Source organism: Niallia alba (assembly GCF_012933555.1).
In the GTDB taxonomy this organism is placed as follows: Bacteria; Bacillota; Bacilli; order Bacillales; family Cytobacillaceae; genus Niallia; species Niallia alba.
In genome coordinates, this window is record NZ_JABBPK010000001.1 from 4,228,604 (window position 1) to 4,251,563 (window position 22,960).

Here is a 22,960-nt window from a genome sequence, read left to right on the forward strand (position 1 = left end):
TGTTTCTCAATGGATGGATCTACGCCCCATCCATTGAGAAACAGGGTACAACATCTCCCACAAACATTTTACTCATACAACTATTGTCAAAAACCGAAAAACATAGTATCTTTAAAAAGAATCAGCAGAAAACGTTTTCAACAATTAAATTCAACCATCTTCTTTTTTTGCTATTTTGCGCAAACGTTTTCACAAACCTTTTCATCATGACTTCACTTTCTCGATAAATACCTTTATTTTCTTAGCGCAATCGTTTTCTTGGAAACAATACATAGGTAGCAACAGAAGTCATTCTGTTTCTCATAAAAAAATGGAAAGGAGAATGTTTTTTGAAAACGAAAAAACATCCTTATCTCGCACTATGTTTAATTTTTCTTCTTATTTTCAGCAGCTTTGGAGGCTATCTTCCAAGTAAAAAAGCACAAGCAGATAGTTTACTAGATTCCCCTATCCTTACTGCTGATAAGTCCGTGCAGTTTTTCTATGATAATGCAGCTGCAAAGGAAGTTAAAGTGGCAGGAAGCTTTACGGATTGGCAAAATGGAGCATTATCAATGGAACAGGATGCTGATAATCGATGGTCGCTTACCGTTCCGAATCTCGCAGCAGGTGTCTATCAATATAAGTTTATCGTGGACAATGAATGGATAACAGATCCAGCCAATGAAAAGATAGAAAATGGAAACAGTACCTTCGTTGTTCCCGGCTTAAATCTTGATTTAATTCCTGTAAAAGTTGAAAAAAATAAAGCCTATCCATTAGAAGCAACACTAGTAAACAAAGATGGCAGTGTGCAAAAGGAAACGCAGCTAACTTGGTCACTGAAAGACAAAGTTGAAGGTATCGAGCTTGTTGATGGACTACTAAAAGTGCATGACAATGCAAAAGCAAATGAATCCTTTACCCTTCTTGCTGAAAAAGATGGGGAAAAAGCAGAAAAGAAAATCGAGATTGTTGGAAGCATGTATACGTACAATATAAACTATTACCGTTTCGATGAAGACTATACGAAATGGGATTTATGGATTTTTAACAGTGGCGTACCTGATAATGGCTTTCCTTTTACGAAGAATGTTACAAATGATTATACGTTTATAAGTGGAACTTATTCTTTTCCAGAAAACGAGATAACCATTATCCCCCGCAAAGGAAACTGGGAAGCACAAGATGCGCAAAATACAATTGTTGTTGCTGATGGCAAACAAGATACTGAAGCATGGGTAATTGAAGGATTAGAAACTGTTTTTTACTCGAAAGAAGAAGCTATTAAAGCCATTGATAAGTTAAAGGGAGGCAACTATGAACGGCGACATATCCAATTTATGTATGATCGACCTGATTCAGATTACAAGGATTGGCATATATGGGTTTGGGGAACTGGTGTAAAAGATGATCAAATCGATTTCGATCAAAATCTCCACGGCATGGCGACTGCAACGATTAATGTAAGTGAAGAAACGCAAAACGTTGGATTTATTTTACGAAAGGGTGAGAATTGGGATACTGCTATTAAAGAAGGTAATGGAGACCGTTACATTTCTCTAAATAAAACAGATTTAATAACGAAGGTTTATGTAACTAGTGGTCAAGAGGATCTTTATATTGTCCCTGAAGTTACTGGTCCTGTTTTGGAAAACGGAAATGCCACATTCTACTACAGAGACAAAGATTTATTTGCTAAAAATGAAATGGACAAAATCGAGCAAGTAGAACTTCAATACAATGGAAAACGTTATAAGATGGCGAATGAAACAAAGAATGAACGTTTTTCCTATACGATAGAAAATATTCCAGAAGGAACGCATTCTTATTCATTCTTTGTCACAATTGATGGGATAGAAACAGAGGTTACTGATCCTTACAATACAGTCGATGGAAAGTCCCTTCTCGCTTATGAAAAAGCAGATTTAAATATACTTGCGAATATCCATCCAAAAGAAGCTACTTATAACGACAATGCAGTACTAACGGTTGATTGGAAAACAACCAAGAATACAGCTATTAGAGAAGTTTATGCTGATTTACGAACAATTGGTGGAAAAGAAAAAGTAGCGATTGATCCACAATTAAAGGAACTAACCATTGCTATTGACCAAAATACAACTACTGGACCAAAAGAAATTCCAGTATATATTATCGATCAGTATGGCAACACTCATACAGAAAAAGCAGAAATCACCGTTAAAGCAAGACACTCAGTAGGAAAAGATGATTTTGACTGGGATGAGGCAAGAATATACTTTATGCTTACCGATCGATTCTTTGATGGAGATACATCCAACAATGATCCGTACGGTATTGGCTATGATACGAGTAAACCTGGAACCTATCACGGTGGAGACTTTAAGGGCATAACGAAAAAGTTAGATTACCTCGAAAACCTTGGAATCAATACAATATGGATTAATCCTATAGTAGAAAATATCCAGTACGATGTTCGCAATGAAGAGCCAGAAACCCCTTATTATGCGTACCATGGATATTGGGCTAGTAATTTTGAAAAGTTAAATCCTCATTTTGGATCAATGGAAGATTTTCATGAGCTAATTGATGCAGCCCATGATCGTGGGATAAAAATTATGGTTGATGTTGTCGTAAACCATGCCGGCTATGGTTTAAAAGCAAGTGATGCAGTAAATGATGGAAAAATCGCCAACTTCCCTACATCGGAAGATCGAAATCGTTTTGCTGGAATGTTCCGTGATGGTGGCACAGATACTGTACAAGGGGAACTATCTGGACTACCTGATTTCTTAACCGAAAATCCAGAAGTACGAAAACAAATTGTAGATTGGCAAACTAGCTGGATTGAAAAATCAAAAACAGCGAAAGGCAACACGATCGATTACTTCCGTGTCGATACAGTCAAGCACGTTGAAAATACAACATGGATGAGCTTCAAAAATGAATTATCAAAAATTATGCCAAGCTTTAAATTAATTGGAGAAGCTTGGGGAGCACAGGTAAATGATGATCAAGGCTATTTAAATAGTGGCATGATGGATTCCTTATTAGATTTCGATTTCAAATATTTAGCACGTGATTTTGCAAATGGCGATATAGAGCGTGTCCAACTTGCATTAGAGGAAAGAAATAATAAGCTTTCAAATACAGGAACATTAGGCCAATTTTTAGGTAGTCATGATGAAGATGGATTTTTAGAATCTGTTGGTGGTGACATAGGAAAGCTTAAACTTGCAGCAGCTCTCCAAATTACTTCCAAAGGTCAACCTGTCATTTACTATGGAGAAGAGCTTGGACTGTCAGGAGCAAATAATTACCCTTACTATGATAACCGTTATAGTATTGATTGGAATTTAACACAAAACAATGATGTCCTATCACACTATACAAAACTATTAAATGCTAGAAAAGAATACTCCAGCGTATTTTCAAAAGGAACTCGTGCTCAAGTAACGGGGAGTGATGAAGAAGGTTATTCTGTATTTAAACGTGAATACTCCAATCAGCAAGTTTTTGTGGGATTAAATACGAAAGAAACAGCAAATGAAGTAACTTTTGAAGTTCCATTTGCTAAGGAAGCAGTAGATTTATATTCTGGAAAGACATATCCTATTAGTGAAAATAAAATTACGATAAGCCTTCCTTCTAGAGAAGACGGTGGAACTATTCTATTAGTCGATGCTGATGAGAAAGAGCCAACTCAGCCTACTGAACCAGAAACACCACCTACTTCTGGAGAAACAGATTCGGAAACACCACCGCCTGCTTCTGGTGGTAACGATGTTAAAACACCAGGCTCGGAGGATTCAAAGCAAGTCACAGAATCATCAAGTAATCCAAACAAAGGAAAAGGAGAATCACTTCCTAATACTGCTACAGGTACTTATAACCTTCTTTTAATTGGGTTAAGTCTCCTGCTAATTGGGGCAATTGTATTTCTAGTACAAAAAAGGAAAAAGCGAACAGCTAATTAACAGAGAAAAAATACCTGACAAGGAGTTTTCCTTATCAGGTATTTTTCTCTGTTTTTCTTTGCTTATAAATAGAATAGAAAAAAGCGAAATGCCCCACGAAATTTCGTTTCCATAATCTTCTCGGCTCTTTTCCCATTCGATATAGCCATTCGAGACGAAGGTCGCGAAAAATTTTAGGAGCTCTTGTAACTTCACCGGAAGAAAAGTCGATAAAAGCACCTACAGCCATTGTAATCGTGCTCTCAAGCTTTGATCGATGTTCCTTAATCCACTGTTCTTGTAGCGGCATTCCAAATCCTACTAAAAGGATATCTGCTTTACTCTTATTAATTTCTTCAATTATATTTTCTGTGGTTTCTTTCGGAAAATATCCATCCTGACAGCCTACAAAAAGGATATTATTATATTTTTCTTGAAGGCGTTCTTGTGCCTTTTGGGCAACACCAGGTTTCGCTCCTAAAAGAAAGACACGATATTGGTTACCCTTCTCTTCGTTTAAAGATTGAAATAATGCTGGAATTAAATCAGTGCCATTTAAATTCTCTTTAAAAGAAAATCCAAAAAACTTTGCTCCCATTTCGATACCGATTCCATCATTTAACAACAAATCAGCATTATTCAGTATGTCAAGATATGCTGAATCCTTTTGCGCAATATTGTATCCATGATCATTTAGGAAAAAAATATCCGAAGCTATTTTCTTCGCTAGTTTTTCTTTTATATAAGTAATAGCTTCCTTCGAGCTTAAAATATTTACTTTTACATTTCCTAACCATTTCTTATCCATTATGTATCCCCTAATGAAAAAATTTTAAAAAAGCCCCTTTCTATTATATAAAAATTGTCTGCTAGAAACAATTCGAGCTAGAAATAGTTACTCTAAAAGCAGTAGAATACTGCGGACTTGTCCTAACTCTTTTGCTTCTGCCGACTATATTTGCTTTCCGAATAATTAATTACTATAGATATGTTGGAATATGTCGAAACATTGTTTATGAAAAAGTTGTTAACTTTTGAACAATAGTGATAAAATTTAAATAGTACAATTATCAGATAAAGGCAAACCATCTGAAAAGGTGGGACGCAAAGCTTCAGGTCTAAGGTAGATTTATACTATGATGGCTGGGCCACCTTATATTCTATAAGGAGGTTAATTATCATGATTAATTTGTTTCCCACCAAAGTTTCAAAAGAAAGTAATTTGGACAATGAATGGATATCGCTCATAATGGAGGCAAAAGAACAAGGCTTTACGCAAGAAGAAGTTCGGGCTGTACTAACAATACTAGAAAAAGTCGATTGGTAAAATATCAGAATATTCGATAATTATAGCGATTCATCCTTAATAGGAAATTTCTTTATTAAGGATGTTTTTTCTTTCTCTTCTCTACGTTGATAACCTTCTGTATTATCCTTCCCCTTAAATCCTTACTAGAATTTTCCGTATTTATTATTGAACTACCAGCAAACAAAAAAGTGCCACAAAGGCACTTAAATAATGGGGAATATAATCGGAGTGTGTATTGATTCTTTCTAATAAAGATTGATTGTTTCAAAGAGGAGTTTTGAAACGAAAAGATAATAGTGTGAGTAGTGTATAGAATGAAAGTCTTAAGATGCTGAGGAAGTACGAGTGATTTTTTCGGTGTAAATAATATGTTCTAATTGTTTGATTCTTACATTGCATTGCTCTAATTTTTCATTTGTCTTTGCCTGCATTTTAATTAATGTAACCATTACATCTGGCACATTATTCACAATTTTTTCCTCCTTTATGGAATGGTTTGTTCCACTTTTTTCGGGTCCAAGAAACGAACAGATTCTGCAATAACTTCGGTCACATAAACTTTTTTTTGCTCCTGATTTTCATAATTTCTTGTCTGAATTCTTCCAACGATTCCTACTAAAGATCCCTTATGACAATACTGTGCTGTATTTTCTGCTACTTTATTCCAAAATATGCACTGGACAAAATCAGCCTCGTAGTTACCAGCTTGATTTTTATAGTTTCTATTAACTGCGACAATAACATGGACGATAGATGTACCCTCTTGTGTTACTCGCAATTCTGGATCTTTCGTTAGTCGCCCGACTAAAGTAACTTGATTAATCATCTTTTCCCTCCTTTCTCTACTAAATTAGTAAAATCATACTATGAATTTCAGCAAATGGAAAATGTCAAAAATTCAATTTTGGGGAGTGTTTACATATAGAAAACTTAAGTTTCGTCTAGGCGATTTTTGAACTTTAGGGCAATAAAACGCTCTAAAACTCAATTTTTGCATTTTTAAATTTTTCCAATAAAAAACTCCTTCAGAATGTCTAGACTGAGAATGACTTCTCTTTACTAACACATTCCTTGAAGGAGTTTTTTATTATTAATCTGATGAATTATTTGTTATATCCATCGATTACAGCGTTCACTTGCTCCATTACGCCTGTCTTCAATGCTTCTAGTTTACTAGAACTTTCTTCTAAGGAAGGGCTATTCACACTAAAGTAGAACTTTGCCTTTGGTTCAGTTCCAGATGGGCGCAAGCAGAACCAAGAACCGTCTTCTAAATAGTATTTGATCACATTGGATTTAGGTAAATCAATCAATGTTTCTGTTAGACCTTCTTGACGTTGACTTGTTAAATAGTCTTCTACTGCAACTACATTTAAGCCATTTATTTCTTTGATTGGAGCCTTACGGAATGTATCCATAATATAAGCTATTTGTTCTGCTCCATCTTTTCCTTTTAACGTTAATGACTCTAAACCTTCTTGATAGAAGCCATACTTTTCAAAAATTTCTAGTAATCCTTCATAAAGCGTTAAGCCTTTTGCTTTATAATAAGCAGCAACCTCTGCCGCAAAAATAGCAGATTGAACAGCGTCTTTATCACGAACAAAATCACCGATTAAATAGCCATAGCTTTCTTCATATCCGAAAAGGAAAGTATGCTCATGTGTTTGTTCAAATTCTTGAATTTTTTCGCCAATAAATTTGAATCCTGTTAATGTATCGATTGTTGGAATGCCATAGGACTTAGCAATCGTGCGGCCAATCTCAGAGGTAACGATTGTTTTAATAACCACACCATTTTCTGGCAGGATCCCTTTCGCTTTTTTCTCGGATAATAAGTATTCTAGCATTAATGCACCTAATTGATTTCCTGTAAGAACGTCGTATTCGCCACTTAAATCCTTCACAGCAACCCCTAGTCTATCTGCATCTGGATCTGTAGCAAGGAGAACATCTGCATCGATTTCTTTTCCATAACGAATCGCAATTTCAAAAGCTGCATGCTCTTCTGGGTTTGGCGATTTTACTGTAGAAAAGTTAGAATCAGGTAATTCTTGTTCTTTTACGACTGTTACATTTTCAAATCCAAATGCTTCTAATCCTGCACGAACTGGCTTGTTTCCTGTACCATGTAGTGGAGTAAAGACAATTTTTAAATCTTTTGCTTCTGGCAAACGATTTAATTGGATCGTTTTTAATTGTTCAACATAGGCAGCATCCACATCTGCACCAATATATGTTAATAGGCCTTTTTCTAATAGTTCTTTTTCTTCTAAAACCTCTATCGTTAGCTCGTCTTCGACTGCATTTACATATTTAATAATGATATCTGCAGCCTCAGGAGGAAGTTGTCCACCATCTTCTCCGTAAGCTTTAAATCCATTGTACTCAGGAGGATTGTGACTAGCGGTAATCACTACTCCCGCGAATGTATTTAAGTATCTTACAGCAAAAGATAATGCAGGTGTAGGACGAAGCTCTTCAAATACATAGGACTTAATTCCAAGCTTACCGACTACTTTCGCAACTTCTAATGCAAATTCTGGAGACTGATGACGGGAATCATATGCAACAGCTACCCCACGATTCATCGCTTCTTCCCCTTGTTCTACTATGTATTTCCCTAATCCTTCAGCTGCCTTACGAACAGTATAGATATTCATGCGATTAATACCAGGCCCTAATTCTCCACGCATACCACCAGTACCGAATTCTAGGTGCTTATAAAAACTGTCCTCCAGCAACTTATCAGATGTTTGTAATTCTGTTAGTTGCGCTTTTAAGTTAGCTTCTAATCCTGCAAAACTTGTCCATTTTTCTACGATTTGTTTATAAACCATTGTCGCTGTTCTCCCACCTTTAAATTAATGTAACTATCTATCTTTACATTACCTAAAATATGTATATAAGTAAAGATTTTTTAAAACCCATCATTGTGGAACCCTCCTCCCTGATTAGGTCTTAATACTCACATTACTAAGGGTCCCATCAACATTTTATGCTAATTATTTTTGTCTCCACATCTTTGCAAGTGGACCACTTTCCCCATAGACTGGATCCGCTTCAGGAAAAATTGCGTTTTCTATTTCCTCTTGTACACCGTTTAAATCTTCCTCTACATCTTTTTTGATATTATAATCTTCCCCACTGGGATAGGCACCGATGACTTGAAAATCTGGTGAAGCTGATAATTTCTTATGACCAGTTCCAGCTGGAAGTAGCAAGATATCTCCACTCTTTACAATAAGCTTAGAGCCTCCTTCCCCTCCTATTTGTAGTAAAGCAGAGCCTTTTTTAATCCCAAGAACTTCATGTGCATTACTATGATAATGATGATATGGAAAAACTCCATTCGTCCAACTATTTTTCCAATTATTATAATGAAAAACTTTTTCGATATTTTCTTCCTTATTTTCCATTGCCTTCTTGTAATGAAGTGCTGGTAAATATGGGTGGTTAGGTATATACCTATTTTGTTCAAAATAATACATTGTAATATCTGGATTAGCCATGTATGCACACCTCTCTATCTGTTGTGATATTACTATATACCCTCCTTCTTCTTAAATCATTCCTTTGTTTCTATATCTATGAACTTGCACCATTATTTTCAATAATTACCACTTTTCTTTTAATTCCGACTTTTACCTTTCTACTACAAACAAGGAAATTTCCGCCGATATAATTCGATGTACCTATGTTTGGGAGCTAATTAAAGCACCTTAACAAAAATGTTTTATCAAAAGAAAGGAGAATAGAATGAGAATATCCATTAAACATAAATTATCTGTAAGTTTTTTGATTGTTTCCATTTTATTTATCATACTGTCTTATTATTCTTATAAAAGTACAAAGGAAACAGTAGAAACATATGATTACCTAATCGAAACAGTTACAGAACTGCGCTCTATTTCAGAACAAATTAAAACGAATGCAGCGAGACAAATCTCCTACTTAAGGGGGTATTTTGTCTACTCTACGCCTAGTTTCAAAAACAGATTCAATGGTGCTAGCAGTAATATCAATACCTTTGTTGACAAGGGGGTAGAAATTTCCGCTGACGGAGATATAGAAAAACGATTAACGGAATTAGCGGCTTTAAACAAAGAACTTACACATAAAGGAAACGCACTGATGAACAGCAATAGCCCTTCTCAATCTGCTTTAGATGAGGTTACTGCTCTATCAGATACTTTGTCGGATCAGGCTGATATTTTAAATAATTTGCTTACAAATGATATTTTGAAGCCAGAAATTGAAAATGCCCAGAGAGAGTCTGAACAAAGAATGTTTCTTGTTGTAATTTTTAGTGCAATAGTAACTGCTATCTCATTGACGATTGGTTTCATTCAATCTTCTCTTATTACGAAACCGATTCAAAAATTACAAACAAATATGCAGAAGGTTGCAAAAGGAGATTTACATACAGCTAAATTCTCTATTAAAGCCAAAGATGAAATTTATCATTTAAATGAAGCTTTTGAACAAATGAAAGACAATTTATCAAAAATGATTTCTAATATGTCGGAGAGCTCAAATATGGTAGCAGCATCAGCTGAACAATTACATGCAAGTGCAGAACAATCAAGCAATGCCTCTACTACGATAGCCTCTTCCATTCAGTCGATTGCTGAGAGCAATGAGCATACACTTGGGAAAATTTCTGATAATGCCCTTGCCTTGGATTCAATCTTAAGTGGAGTAGAGGCGATAAAAGACCGTTCCCATTACGTCTCTTCATTATCGCAAGTTGCCTTTACGAATGCAGAACAGGGGACAAAGCAAATTCATGATAATTTAACGCAAATGGAGTTCATTTATGATTCTGTTCAGCGTTCCAATTCGATTATTGCTTCCCTAGCGGATCGTTCAAATGAAATTGGAAAAATGATTGAATTAATAAGCAATATCGCTAATCAAACTAATCTGTTAGCGTTGAATGCAGCAATCGAGGCGGCTAGAGCAGGAGAAAACGGAAAAGGATTTGCTGTTGTAGCAGATGAAGTGCGGAAATTAGCGGAGCAGTCACAAGCTTCCACACAAGATATTTCGCAATCCTTACAGGGAATTCAACAAGATACATCAGAAGCAGTCACGATGTTAAACGAGACATTAGATCGAGCGAAGACAGGAGTAAGTATATCAACAAATACTGTTGAATCCTTCTCCACGATTGTAACAAACACGCAAAAAGTAGCTCCAGCCATAGAAGAAGTTGCCCAAACGGTGGCTACGATCACGACACAGAACAAAGACGTCGTAAGGGTTGCTAATGAGATTGCCCTTCTTTCTAAAGAAAACGGGAGCAGTACAGAAGAAGTCGCTGCCTCTACAGAAGAACAAATGGCATCTATGGAAGAAATTAAAGCTTCTGCTGAATCCTTATCCAGTATGGCAGAAGAATTAATGGAAATTGTGTCCCAGTTTAATCAAAAAGAAGAAATTTAAATTTTAATGTTAAGGAGAGTATAGAATAATCTGGGTGATTGTTCTATACTCTTTTTTTTGGTGTGAGAAATTTAACTCGATTGGGTTGGCTGATTTAACTTGATTTTGGCTGATATCCCGATTGGGTTGGCTGATATATTTTGATTTTGGCTGATATCCCGATTGGGTTGGCTGATATACTTTGATTTTGGCTGATATCTCGATTGGGTTGGCTGATATATTTTGATTTTGGCTGATATCCCGATTGGGTTGGCTGATATATTTTGATTTTGGCTGATATCCCGATTGGGTTGGCTGATATATTTTGATTTTGGCTGATATCTCGATTGGGTTGGCTGATATACTTTGATTTTGGCTGATATCCCGATTGGGTTGGCTGATATACTTTGATTTTGGCTGATATCCCGATTGGGTTGGCTGATTTACTTTGATTTTGGCTGATATCCCGATTGGGTTGGCTGATATATTTTGATTTTGGCTGATATCCCGATGCGGTTGGCTGATATACTTTGATTTTGGCTGATATCCCGATTGGGTTGGCTGATATACTTTGATTTTGGCTGATATCTCGATTGGGTTGGCTGATTTACTTTGATTTTGGCTGATATCTCGATTGGGTTGGCTGATATACTTTGATTTTGGCTGATATCCCGATTGGGTTGGCTGATATACTTTGATTTTGGCTGATATCTCGATTGGGTTGGCTGATTTAACTTCTTTTTGACTCCTATCTCCATATATTTCACTGATTTAACTTCTTTTTGACTCCTATCTCCATATATTTCACTAATATAACTTCTTTTTGGCTGATATCTCGATGCGTTTATCTAATAATATTTATTTATTGAAGCATAAATAAAAAAAACAGCTTTACACAAACAAGTCTTTAAAAAATTCCCTCTGCATCTCGTTCTTTTCTTCGAAATACCGAATAAAGAAAATAAATACCAATCAACACTAGAAGAATAAATAAAAGTAAAAATAAATAATGAAATCCTAACATCACTGCCTCAAATTCTGAGCGCCTAGTATCATTCATCCAATCGGTTATCGTTCCGTCTAACCATGTATTCATAAAGGTAATCGCAAGTGCTGTTCCGATTACCATTCCTATATTTCTAAGCAAAGCAATCGTACTGCTCATCATTCCTAAATATTGCAGGGGCACATATAGCATCATAATACTGTAATTAGGTGAGGTTAAAATCCCCATAGAAAAGCCTAATAAGCTAAGCAAAATAATTAAAGTGGATAAAGATGTCCCAGGAGATAAAAAGCTTAAACCTAGCATCGTAATACACAACAGTCCTAAGCCGACAACTACTACCTTTGCTCCTCCAAACTTGTCTGATAAAGATCCACTGATTGGTCCAAGAACAGCAAGAAACAAAGGATAGCACATCAATAATAGCCCCGATTGCTCGGCAGAAAATCCCAAAACACCCCTTAAATAAAATGGCAAAATAACAGTGGAAGCAAATGCAGCACAATAGCTTGCCATTAATATTAATCCACCTGCTTTAACAATCGGAGATGAAAAAATCGATGGCTGTATAAATGGGTACTCTTCTTTCTTGCTATGGAAAAAAAAGAAAAGAAAACAGGCAACACTGACACAAGCTATTACTAATAAATATACCTTATAAACGCCTTCTCCAATCGAATTAAGTACAAAAACAAAAGTTACGATTCCCACACCAAAATAGATGCTTCCTTTGTAATCAAAGCTAGAATTTTCAAAGCTTCGATCCATTGGAACAAATTTTTGCGCTAAAAAATATGCCCCAATACTTATTGGCACCACAGTCCAAAATAAGCTATGCCACGAAAAAGCTTCAATGAAAAAACCACCAACAGATGGACCTAATAATGCACCAATCCCAACAGAGGTACTAATAATCCCAAGCGCCTTTCCACGATGTTTTTCTGGATAAGCATCTGTAACAATCGCCATATTAACTGCTTGGAGCATAGCAGCACCACTGCCTTGGATTACTCTTGCAATAATTAACAGAGGAATATTGAAAGATAGAGCTGCTCCACATGCTCCCACTGCAAAAATAAGATAACCAAGATTATGTATACGTTTCTTGCCAAACTGATCAGCTAGTTTCCCCATTAGAGGTAAAAATAACATAATCGATAGAAGGTAGCCATTGACAATCCATTGTGTAACGGAAAGCTTTGCAGAAAAGTCTATTGATATATCTGTTAAGGCAATATTGACAAATCCAGCAGAAAAATGGGACAAAAATGCCCCAGTACAGACAGATATCAATAAAAGTATGGATTGGAATTTATGGTCCTCCGCTTTGGTGCCATCCCTAGCCTCGAAATAAGTTACTTTGTTTTTTACCATTCGAATCATCCTTTATGATGGTGAACATCTGTGTTCTCTATAATATGACGTTCAACTATTCTCTCATAGTTGGTAATATCCTTTCATACCGCTAAATCTACAATATTCCTATGGGAGGAATGGGAGCTTCTTGCCTTCACCCACTTTCGGCAGAAATCAAGTCTATTCCACTCCATCCATTCACAATAAAATCATTCGCTTCCTACTGGTAAAGCATGAATAGATTTAACAACTTCTTTACTTGTAGCAACTGTTCCAAAGAATTGATTGATTGTTTGCAAAGTCATATCATGTGCCTCTTTTGAGAAGGCGGCAGTACAATCAGATAAGAAAATAACATCATAATCAAGCATAAAGCCGTCTCTTGCTGTTGATTCCACACAAATATTTGTACTAACACCTGCCATTAAAAGAGTTTGGATTTTCAAAGCTCTCAATACGGAATCCAATCTTGTATTAATAAATGCACTATATCTATGTTTTATCACGATTACATCTTTATTCTCTGGTTCTAATTGATAAAATTCTGCTCCCCACGTATCCTTTCTGCAAAGGTTCTTCTGATTTTTTCCTTTTAATCGTTTAATCCACGTTTCTGAATCGGTACTATCCTCATGGATGGTTTGAATATAAATAATGGGGACATTTATTTCTTTCATGGAAGTAATCATGCTTTTCAGATTTGGCATCATTTCATCCACCATAGATACATCCAAATCCTGTTTAGCTAAACTTCCTTCTTTATGACAATAATCATTCTGAACATCAACAATTAGTAGAGCACTATGTTTAGGATCCCATTCCAGCTGATTCATCCATTTCATCCTTTCCAGACAATTTCATTTTCGTGATTTTTACCTCATTCCATATGCCTTCTTTTCAAAAATGATTACCAGTTATTTAGAAAGCTCCTCCACAAATTGCATGTCAATTAATTCATCATAGCTATATCCATTTGTATAAACGCCTGTTTTTTCGACAACCTCCATTGGTTTTGCAAGGGCTTCTTCGGAAATAAATCCATCTTTACTCCAAAGGCTATCTGCATATGCTCGATCAAGTGACGCCTTCAAGCTTTCTTCTGTAGTAGAAGGAAATTCCTGTTTTAAAATTTCCATTGCTAACTCATGATCCTCATCTATCGCCTTTAGTCCTTTCATCACAGCTCTTACAAAGCTTTTTACCGTCTCTGGTTGTTCTTCTATTGTCGACTTTTTTACACTTAATACAGAATAGGGATAATCGCCGAGACTGGCAAAGCTGTAAAATGGTTCAGCCCAGACTCCCTTATTTATTCCTTCTGTAATCTGGGGTTCTGCTCCATTTGCTATATCTGCTTGCCCTGATTCTACTAATGAAACGACAGCACTTGCATCTGCTGGTTCTTCTAGTTTGACGTCTTTTTCAGGATCTAATCCTACATCCATTATTAACCATCGAGTTAGTAAATTGGGGCTTCCTCCGAAACGTCCCGCTGCAATTGTTTTCCCTTTTAAATAGTCAGCAAGGCCCTCCTTACTAGTATTTGCTATTGTTTGATCTGTATCCGCCATTAAATATACATTGGCTCGATTTACGACATTTACTACCGAAACAATTGGATCAGAGTTCCCTGTGTTTGCCATTTGATTCGATTCTGGACCACCGATATTTCCCCAGGCATCACCACTAACTACAGAAGTAACATGAGCGCCACCTGTTGCTGTAATTACTTCGACCTCAAGCCCCTCTTCCTCAAAAAAACCTTCTCGAATCGCTGCATATAAAGGCAAGTAGCCTATTAAGTGAACCGGCTCTGCAATGACAAGCTTCTTTGTTCCATTTCCAGACGATTTTTCTTCACTTGCTCCTTTGGTTGACGAACATCCACTCAAAATCATTAAAAGAAGTAACAGATAAACTCCAACTTTAAAGTGACCACTCTTTTTCATGTGAACTCTCCCCCTATATGCACACTTTTTATATACATTTGATAAAGCTAATAGCATTTATTCTCTAATTCGATTTCCTCTCAATAAGCGTTTTTCTAACCAAACGGTGCCTCCATACATAAGTACAGATAATATAGATAAAACAACAACTCCTACCCAAACTAAATTTATATTCATAATCTGGCCAGCATATAAAATCATGCGGCCGATTCCTTGTCTTGAACTAATAAATTCACCTACAATTGTCCCAGCTAAGGCTAAAGCAATATTGATTTTTAAGCTACTGACAATCCATGGCATTGCTGATGGAATAACAACTTTCATGAAAATATGATGTTTTTTCGCTCCGAGGGAAAAGAGCATCTTTTCTAAATCAGCATCAACACTTTTTACCCCACTATGTGCAGCTATCGCTGTTACAATAACGGTCATCATAAGTGCTAAAACCACTTTTGAACTAAAACCAATCCCAAAAAGAATAACTAAAACAGGAGCTAACGCTAGTTTTGGTATGGCATTAAAGGCAACTAAATAAGGCTCGGCTATTTTTGCATAAAAATAAGACCACCAAAAGGATAATCCAAGCAATGCACCAAAAAATGTCCCTAAAAGAAAGCCGATAATAGTAGCACCTGAAGTATATATGAGATCACTCCATAAAGTTCCTTCCGTAAAGGCAATAACGGCTGTTTCCCATATAATCGTCGGGCTACTCCAATAATAAGAATCGATTACTTCCCACTTCGCCAGCAGTTCCCAAAACACAAAAAAGAGGATCCCTATTAAAATCTGCCCAATAATAGTTATTCGCTTTCTCCTTTTCTCCTTCAGCTCTTCATCCTCCATAATAACGGGAAATGCTTCTACCTCTTGCAATTTTAGCTCCTGTTGGAAGATGATTTGCTCTGAATTGTCGCGCATATTTATTCCTCCTACCCTACATTTATTTTTCTAGCAGAACTTCTTCCTTTAATAACGCAAATAAATGCTGTTTCAAATCAATAAATGCTGGCTGTAATAACGTATTTTCATTTCTTGGTCTTGGTAAATGTACCTCTACCTTTTCTTTTATTCGTCCAGGTCTTGGAGATAACACATAGATTTCATCTGACAAATATATCGCTTCATCGATATCATGGGTCACAAACAGAATCGTTTTCTTAAAATCAGTCCAAATCTGGAGCAGCCATGTTTGCATCAATAAACGCGTCTGTGCATCTAGAGCACCAAATGGTTCATCGAGCAAAATAATATCTTGGTCATATAAAAGTGTGCGTAATAATGCAGCTCTTTGTCTCATTCCGCCTGATAATTCATCTGGATAATGATGTTCAAATCCCTCTAACCCGTATTTTTGAAGAAGCGGCATTGCTCGTTCAACTGCTTCTTTCCTACTCACCCCCTTGATTTCCAATCCTAAAATCACATTTTGTAAAATACTTCTCCACGGTAGAAGTAAATCTTTTTGAAGCATATAGCCTACATTTCCATTTTTGCCGACAATATTTTTGCCATCGAGGAGAATCTCACCACTTGTTGGTTTAATTAGACCAGCAATAATATTAAATAATGTCGATTTTCCACATCCACTTGGACCAATTAAGCTGATAAATTTTCCTTCTGTGATTTTCAAATTGGCATCTTTTAAGGCCACTACTTCCTTTCCTTCTTTTTTAAAAATCTTATTCGTATGGCGAACTTCTAGTTTATACATAAATGAGCTCCCTTCCATTAAGAATATTGTTCTCTTTAAATACACCACGTTAATTTTCATTGCTTGAACTTGCTAATCCCAATAAAAAAACCGCCAGAATTTCCTGAGTGTTATAACTCAGTGTAATTCTGACGGTTTTCCTGCTCTCTTGTAAGGAGTTCATTTAACCAGCCAAATAGGATTCAATTTTCTTGTCCAAGACGATAATCGTTCCACTTATTTCTTTCATGGAATCATAATCCTTTAATATTAACTGCACGTTAAAGTGTAGTTTTTCCTCTAAGTTACGCAAAAGCAACTCCTTGTATTTGTCAATTAGTAGACGATCAATGATCTCCGCTAGGCTATCACTTGAACTTTCGATAATTTCCAGTACAGGGATACGCTTATGCTTAGCAATAATGATAATTTTATTATCCATTAGACTAATCTGCTGTTCGGTTAGACCAACTTTAAAAATCAATTGATTTACAAGATTGTTTTCCCTCATGATGCTTTGTTTCAATTCTCCTAGTGTTCTTGGTAGTTGATCAACTAATATAATTATCACCCCCCAATAGATATAGCAGAACGAATGAGTCATTCCTTTGCCTATCAAATGCTCCAAGCACATAAGCAAAACGTAATCTACTTGTATAAAAAAGAGAATATTCTGTTTATTGGATAATACCATATCTTTGTACGACTTTCTTTCATTTTGTCAGATTTTCTTACTCTATTTTTTATAGCAGATTGTAAAACCCAGGTAAACTACTTAGATGTCAAGTTCTAAAGAAAGGAATTTATATTCTAAATAGTCCTCTAATCCATATTTTCCACCTTCACGGCCCACTCCAGATTCTTTTACTCCGCCAAATGGTGCTTGCGCAGTAGTAGGTACTGGATCATTGATACCAATTATTCCATATTCAAGTCCTTCAGACATTCTAAAGACTCGAGATACATCTTTTGTATAAAAATATGCTGCTAATCCATAGGAAGTATCATTGGCTAAGCGTAATGCTTCCTCTTCTGTATCAAATTCAAAAATTGGCGCTACCGGACCGAATGTTTCTTCTGTCGCAATTTTCATCTCATGGGTGGCATGTAATAAAATCGTCGGTTCATAGAAATGACCTTTTTCAAACATTTCGCCTGCTGGTTTTTTTCCTCCATATACTACTTGAGCCCCTTTATTAATAGAATCTTGAATATGATCCTCTGTTTTCGCAACAGCTGCTTCATTAATAAGTGGTCCAATTGTTACTTCCGGCTGCAGACCATTTCCAACAACCAATTTCTTCATTTTTGTTACCAAGATATCAGCAAAACGCTCTGCAATTGTTTTCTGAGCATAAATGCGATTGGTGCATATACATGTCTGTCCTGCATTACGGAACTTACTTGCAATAACACCTTCAGCTGCTTTTTCTAAATCAGCATCCTCGAAAATAATAAAAGGAGCATGTCCACCCAGCTCCATTGAAATCTTCTTCATCGTTGCAGACGCTTTTGCTGCTAGCTCTTTTCCAACTTTTGTTGATCCTGTAAAGGTTATTTTTCTTACTTCTTGTCTTTCCATCATCGCATCTCCAATGGAAGCTGCATCACCGTGGACTAAATTCAACACTCCTTTTGGCAGTCCGACTTCATGAAAAACCTTCATTACCTCGATTGCTGTTAAAGGAGTCGATTCAGCTGGTTTCAAAACAACCGTACACCCTGCAGCCAGTGCTGGAGCAATTTTTCTGGCAAGCATAGCAATTGGAAAATTCCATGGTGTAATCGCACCAACTACACCTACCGGCTGTCTTAATACAATAATCCGCTTTGTTTCAGAACTAGCAGGAATCGTATCACCATAGATTCGTTTTCCTTCTTCGGCATACCATTCCAGATAATCAGCAGCTAAGTTAATCTCACCCTTTGATTCTGCAATCGGTTTTCCCATTTCAGTCGTAATGATTCTTGCTAATTCCTCTGTTTTTTCCCGGAGCTTATCTGCTACCGTTTTTAAATAGTTAGAACGTTCTTTAGCTGTTTTCTTCGCCCATAAAGGTAGCGCACTACTTGCTGCATCGATCGCCAGATGTCCGTCTTCTCTTCCTCCTCTTGCTACATGTTCAATAACTTCTCCTGTAGCTGGATTATAGACAGAATAAGACTCCCCTGAGACTGAATGACGCCATTCCCCATTCATATACTGCATTTTCATTCTCCTTTCTCCAATGTTGTTTTCTTATCATAACAAAGATTTTCGCTAATTCCACTTGATTAGCTTTGTCTCGACATACAATTAAATTTAGATTACGACTCTTATAAAAAAACAGAGCATCTTTTTTTAAGGCTCTGTTTAAGGTAAATGTTGATATTTGATACCTGTCGCAAATCTTGATATAATCAACACAAGAACAAACATTCGGGGAGGTTATCAAGGTGAGCAAAGCGTTTAGCAACTTGTTAAAGCATATAGACAAATTACCACACCCAAAAAGAACAAGTGTATCAATGGGTTAAACGCTATGTTGACCCTTCTTCCTCGGCTGGTGGTCGGTTAATCAATGAAATGAGGGACACGTTGTTCGGTTCGGCAAAGTTAAGGGTCATCAACGGTATCGTTGCAAAAGTTGCAGAAAGACCTTTACAGATACAACTAATACAGTTCTTTATCGCACACGAAAAGGTAACGAATGGATTACATTTGTTGATTGTATGTTCAAAGGATATTCCCTACGAAAATCGGCTGACATCGTTGGGGTAACTTGGGTTACGCTTTTTTACTGGCGGCATAAACTACTGACTGCTTTAAAACAAATGGATGTTGAACATTTTTGAAGGTATCGTTGAAATTGACGAGACCTATTTCCTATACTCTCAAAAGGGGCAACGTGGCATCGCTGACCGTAAACCTCGCAAACGTGGCGGTAAATCCAAGCTCAGAGGAATCAGCCACGAACAGGTTTGTGTTCTCGTTGCCAGAGACCGAACTAAATCAACTATCTCCAAAGTTGCCTGTATGGGGCGTATTGTAAAACCGAAAGTCGATGCCTTGATTGGTTCTAAACTTTCAAACGAGAATGTGATTGTAACCGATGCGTGGAGAGCCTATAAAACCTATGCAAAAGAAAAAGGTTTAGAGCATTATCGGATAAAATCTGATAATGGAAAACACGTTATTAAGGGCTTATATCACATCCAGAACGTCAATGGTCTCCATTCTCGTTTAAAACAATGGATAAATCGCTTTAAAGGTGTGGCTACGAAATATCTTGATAATTACCTTGCTTGGTTGTTATTTGTCGATAGTCGTAGTAACGAAAGCACTAATCAACATTTAAAAGAGTTCCTATTAACATCATTTGTGTTTGAAATGACTGACACATATGATAGTTTGAGGCTATCAAAATTTAATGTGTAGCCCTTATTCAATTAACGAAGTAGAAATTACAAAAATTTACAAAATTATCACATTTTTCTGTTACAATTGGAACGTGAATAGATGAAAGGAGGTAGTATCTTGAAAAAACAAAAAGAATTTTATCCAATAATTTTAACTTTAGTATTGTTCTTAGTTGCACTACTTGTTTTCTTTGTCTTTAATGGTCGGATATTCCCAAATATTAATCTATGGATTCCCATTTTCTTATATATTTTGATAGATGTAGGATTTATTGTGTCTTTAATATTGGGAATCAAGTCTAAAAATAAGACTGTAAAAGTATTCAGTATCCTTTCAAACATTGCATTTATGATACCACTATCAATATGGTTATTTCTGTTACTATTGGCAAATGGAATTTCTGAACCATAGAAAATTAAAATTGAGGAAACCCGAACGAGTTTCCTCAATTTTTATTGAATTATCAACATTAAAATTTAACAGAGCCTTTTTTAAAGAATACTCTGTCTTTCCATTAATGCACATAAAGTGAAACTTCCATCAGTAGGGGTTTGCCTTCCTCCCCACTGATGGTTAGTTGAACCAATCGGACCTTTATCTCTCACTTATCTTCCTCGTATTCTCCTAAGCTTGAGGGGGGAGTCTTACTGTCCGTTAAGAGTGGGATAAAAATATCCTACAACACCAAGAATGACAACTACTATCAAAAGCACTCCGTATTTCCGAAAGAATTTCACTCCTGGATTTGCGGTTTGTTCGCGCACCTCTTTTAATAGTTTTTTCAAGGATTGTGAACGAATGCTTGCTAATTCTCTCTTCATTTCTTTTTTCTTCCAAATAGAATTTCGATCAGTGATTAAATAATTTTTTAAGGCATGACTGAATCTTGGACTTGTTCCAAATTTTTTCAGCGACCATTCAATATAATTAAGCATTTCATCCTCAGAGCCGTATATAGCAATATAAGAAAATACTTGACGATGTTCGACACCTTCCATTCCGCCTGGGAATAGAAGCAGAAATCGTTCATATGGTTTAAATAAACCATTTTCTTTTATAATATCCTGGGCTAATTCACATGCTTTCGCTGTAATTGGCGCACTTGCCATCCGAAAAACATATTGTGTTTGTTCAAACGCTAGATAAAAGTAGGTATACAGTAACTCTAGTACTTCAAACTTTTCTTTTTCCCAGCCCTTTATCTCAAAGCTACGTTCCTCTTTCTCGAGTAAAAATATCTCTCCAAAATGTTTAACATCTGCAAGATTTACTTTTTCTAACTGTAATTGCACTAAAAGCTGTCCCTTTACATCAGGCAGCACCATGCGTTTATACGATTCAAAAGGAAGGGATCTTTGAAAATAGGTAACTATTTCAAAAACAATAGAAATAGGATGGCTATTTTTTTTGACCTCATACACAAGTCTATTTTTCGTTGATTTTAAGAAAGTGCCGTTGTGCTCAAAAGAAGAATTAATTTGCAATAAATTTTTTATATTAATCAATACTTTTGATAAGGAATGCTGAAAACTAAATTGATGCTTTAAATAATCCTCAATGATCTCCGCATAAGAAAAAATATCGCTCATATAAGATAAAACTTGCTGATACGTATCTGGATACTTCTCCAGTATCTGCCATAGTGATTGACAGACAGCTTCTCCTTCATAGTAGGCAATCGTTTTAACTATAAATTCAACAACATCGACATGTTCTACTACCTTTTGAATCTCCAAAACTAATTTCAGATAGTCCTGAACAATGGAAGCATCTTTCATCAGCTCTTCTCTATGCAGCACTTGTTTGAAAATATGTACGAGTTCAAGCTTTTCCCGATGTTTTTTTTGAAGAAAAACTAACAGCATTTCTAGGGTAGCAACTTTATCATTATCGTAAAAATAATAATCTAGCTTTTCCATATAAAATAAGAGAAATAAGCTATTATACGTTTGAATCGTTAGTTTTGTCTGTTTATCCAAGCCTTTTAAGGCCCGTTCACAATAAATGAAAAATTCGTCAAGCTCTGTCGCTGTTACAAGGGCTTCATAGGCAAAATGAAGATAATCATGTTCTTCTTCCTTGAAATTCAAACCATTAATTTTATCCTGGCTTAAATCAAAAGTAAATTGATTTTCCACTGCTTTATTTCTGAGACGAATTGATCCTTGTTCTACAAACATCACATGAACATTCTCCATAATCTCTGGCTCATTATGAAAAGTGGTCGCACCAAACAACCTTCTTGTTTCATAGGGCATATAAAGAAATAGCAATTCCAATAGCCACATTGCATATTTATGTTGCATATCATGTGAAGCTTGAAACGATATATATACTCTTTTGTTTTCGGCAACAGCAGTAATACAAGCAAACAATAGTTCTTTGAATTTCTTTTCATCTAGTTGCAAAACATGAAACAGTTCTTGCTTTTTAGCAAATATATTTTCCTTCGTATATGCGAGATGCTCTATTTCTTCTAGTTCTTCCTTTAAATGCTCTGTATCTTCCAAGCCGTAAAAATGTTCGATGTGAAAGATGTTGGATGAGTGATGGATCCATTCCTCTTTTCGAATAGCCGGAATAATATAATTATGTACAAAAAGACGGTTCTTTTGTTTCGCGCTTTCTGCAGGGGCAAAATTTGCTTTTCCTAGCACTAATTCACCTGTTTCAGGCTGTATAAATGTAAATAGCGGCGGATAGGCAGCTATTTCTTTTTCGCCACTTTTCTTTAAGTCACTTGGTATGTGATAAGTATTAATAGGATTTAAATATTTTTTTACGAACCTTTCATTAACATTCGGCGAGACGGCAATTGTATCAAACCCATCACCTGTAAGAAAAAGACCTTTACTATCCTTCGTTACTATTTGTTGTTGTATCAGGCTTTTTCCCATTAGCCT

Annotated in this window: 18 protein-coding genes, 1 pseudogene and 1 riboswitch; of the genes and pseudogenes, 5 read left to right on the forward strand and 14 right to left on the reverse strand. The window is 36.1% G+C overall.

Annotated elements, in window-relative coordinates:
• Positions 1 to 329: 329 nt before the first annotated feature.
• Positions 330 to 3,938 carry an alpha-amylase family glycosyl hydrolase gene (locus HHU08_RS20210; protein WP_169189146.1) on the forward strand — a complete coding sequence of 1,203 codons (3,609 nt, stop codon included), beginning with the start codon at positions 330 to 332 and terminating at the stop codon, positions 3,936 to 3,938.
• 34 nt (positions 3,939 to 3,972) lie between these two features.
• On the opposite strand, the gene HHU08_RS20215 is transcribed toward HHU08_RS20210, so the two are convergent.
• Entirely contained in the window at positions 3,973 to 4,725 is a 753-nt protein-coding gene (locus HHU08_RS20215; protein ID WP_016202173.1) for a WecB/TagA/CpsF family glycosyltransferase, read from the reverse strand.
• Positions 4,726 to 4,986: 261 nt separating this feature from the next.
• Positions 4,987 to 5,073: riboswitch (cyclic di-GMP riboswitch) on the forward strand.
• 24 nt (positions 5,074 to 5,097) lie between these two features.
• Between HHU08_RS20215 and sinI the strand changes: the two genes are divergently transcribed.
• Positions 5,098 to 5,244: a DNA-binding anti-repressor SinI gene (gene sinI / locus HHU08_RS20220; RefSeq protein WP_016202172.1), complete on the forward strand. Its 147-nt coding sequence runs from the start codon at positions 5,098 to 5,100 to the stop codon at positions 5,242 to 5,244.
• A gap of 305 nt (positions 5,245 to 5,549) precedes the next feature.
• On the opposite strand, the gene HHU08_RS20225 is transcribed toward sinI, so the two are convergent.
• From HHU08_RS20225 to HHU08_RS20240, 4 genes are all read right to left on the reverse strand, one after another.
• The gene (locus tag HHU08_RS20225) at positions 5,550 to 5,696 is read right to left on the reverse strand and encodes a hypothetical protein (RefSeq protein ID WP_156827760.1); all 147 of its coding nucleotides are present in this window, start codon (positions 5,694 to 5,696) and stop codon (positions 5,550 to 5,552) included.
• Between the two features lie 14 nt (positions 5,697 to 5,710).
• Positions 5,711 to 6,052, reverse strand: coding sequence for a single-stranded DNA-binding protein (locus HHU08_RS20230; RefSeq protein ID WP_016202171.1), 342 nt, complete (start codon positions 6,050 to 6,052; stop codon positions 5,711 to 5,713).
• A 277-nt stretch (positions 6,053 to 6,329) separates the two neighbouring features.
• Positions 6,330 to 8,066 carry a phospho-sugar mutase gene (locus HHU08_RS20235; RefSeq protein ID WP_169189147.1) on the reverse strand — a complete coding sequence of 579 codons (1,737 nt, stop codon included), beginning with the start codon at positions 8,064 to 8,066 and terminating at the stop codon, positions 6,330 to 6,332.
• Positions 8,067 to 8,231: 165 nt separating this feature from the next.
• A complete protein-coding gene (locus HHU08_RS20240) occupies positions 8,232 to 8,738 on the reverse strand; it encodes a cupin domain-containing protein (protein WP_016202169.1) in 507 nt (168 codons plus the stop codon).
• Positions 8,739 to 8,985: 247 nt separating this feature from the next.
• Between HHU08_RS20240 and HHU08_RS20245 the strand changes: the two genes are divergently transcribed.
• Positions 8,986 to 10,674: a methyl-accepting chemotaxis protein gene (locus tag HHU08_RS20245; RefSeq protein WP_169189148.1), complete on the forward strand. Its 1,689-nt coding sequence runs from the start codon at positions 8,986 to 8,988 to the stop codon at positions 10,672 to 10,674.
• 422 nt (positions 10,675 to 11,096) lie between these two features.
• On the opposite strand, the gene HHU08_RS20250 is transcribed toward HHU08_RS20245, so the two are convergent.
• The 8 genes from HHU08_RS20250 to HHU08_RS20285 all read right to left on the reverse strand — a co-directional run bounded on the left by HHU08_RS20250 (position 11,097) and on the right by HHU08_RS20285 (position 18,866).
• Positions 11,097 to 11,420: a hypothetical protein gene (locus tag HHU08_RS20250; RefSeq protein WP_169189149.1), complete on the reverse strand. Its 324-nt coding sequence runs from the start codon at positions 11,418 to 11,420 to the stop codon at positions 11,097 to 11,099.
• 140 nt (positions 11,421 to 11,560) lie between these two features.
• The gene (locus HHU08_RS20255) at positions 11,561 to 13,033 is read right to left on the reverse strand and encodes an MFS transporter (RefSeq protein WP_016202166.1); all 1,473 of its coding nucleotides are present in this window, start codon (positions 13,031 to 13,033) and stop codon (positions 11,561 to 11,563) included.
• A gap of 191 nt (positions 13,034 to 13,224) precedes the next feature.
• Positions 13,225 to 13,848 carry a cysteine hydrolase family protein gene (locus tag HHU08_RS20260; protein ID WP_016202165.1) on the reverse strand — a complete coding sequence of 208 codons (624 nt, stop codon included), beginning with the start codon at positions 13,846 to 13,848 and terminating at the stop codon, positions 13,225 to 13,227.
• An 81-nt stretch (positions 13,849 to 13,929) separates the two neighbouring features.
• Positions 13,930 to 14,964 carry an ABC transporter substrate-binding protein gene (locus tag HHU08_RS20265; RefSeq protein ID WP_016202164.1) on the reverse strand — a complete coding sequence of 345 codons (1,035 nt, stop codon included), beginning with the start codon at positions 14,962 to 14,964 and terminating at the stop codon, positions 13,930 to 13,932.
• Between the two features lie 57 nt (positions 14,965 to 15,021).
• A complete protein-coding gene (locus HHU08_RS20270; protein ID WP_169189150.1) occupies positions 15,022 to 15,885 on the reverse strand; it encodes an ABC transporter permease in 864 nt (287 codons plus the stop codon).
• 22 nt (positions 15,886 to 15,907) lie between these two features.
• Positions 15,908 to 16,678, reverse strand: a complete 771-nt coding sequence (locus tag HHU08_RS20275) for an ABC transporter ATP-binding protein (RefSeq protein WP_101729371.1) — start codon at positions 16,676 to 16,678, stop codon at positions 15,908 to 15,910.
• Positions 16,679 to 16,841: 163 nt separating this feature from the next.
• Positions 16,842 to 17,228 carry a Na-translocating system protein MpsC family protein gene (locus tag HHU08_RS20280; protein WP_156827758.1) on the reverse strand — a complete coding sequence of 129 codons (387 nt, stop codon included), beginning with the start codon at positions 17,226 to 17,228 and terminating at the stop codon, positions 16,842 to 16,844.
• A gap of 204 nt (positions 17,229 to 17,432) precedes the next feature.
• A complete protein-coding gene (locus HHU08_RS20285) occupies positions 17,433 to 18,866 on the reverse strand; it encodes an NAD-dependent succinate-semialdehyde dehydrogenase (protein ID WP_016202161.1) in 1,434 nt (477 codons plus the stop codon).
• A 227-nt stretch (positions 18,867 to 19,093) separates the two neighbouring features.
• Here HHU08_RS20285 and HHU08_RS20290 point away from each other — a divergent pair.
• Both HHU08_RS20290 and HHU08_RS20295 read left to right on the forward strand, forming a co-directional pair.
• Positions 19,094 to 20,075, forward strand: a pseudogene (locus tag HHU08_RS20290) (IS1595 family transposase).
• A 99-nt stretch (positions 20,076 to 20,174) separates the two neighbouring features.
• Positions 20,175 to 20,468: a hypothetical protein gene (locus HHU08_RS20295; protein ID WP_224427721.1), complete on the forward strand. Its 294-nt coding sequence runs from the start codon at positions 20,175 to 20,177 to the stop codon at positions 20,466 to 20,468.
• A gap of 233 nt (positions 20,469 to 20,701) precedes the next feature.
• Here the strand turns inward: HHU08_RS20295 and HHU08_RS20300 are convergent, their stop codons facing one another.
• Positions 20,702 to 22,954 (reverse strand): GAP1-N2 domain-containing protein, encoded by a 2,253-nt coding sequence (locus tag HHU08_RS20300; protein WP_169189151.1) that lies wholly within the window; start codon positions 22,952 to 22,954, stop codon positions 20,702 to 20,704.
• Positions 22,955 to 22,960: the final 6 nt, after the last annotated feature.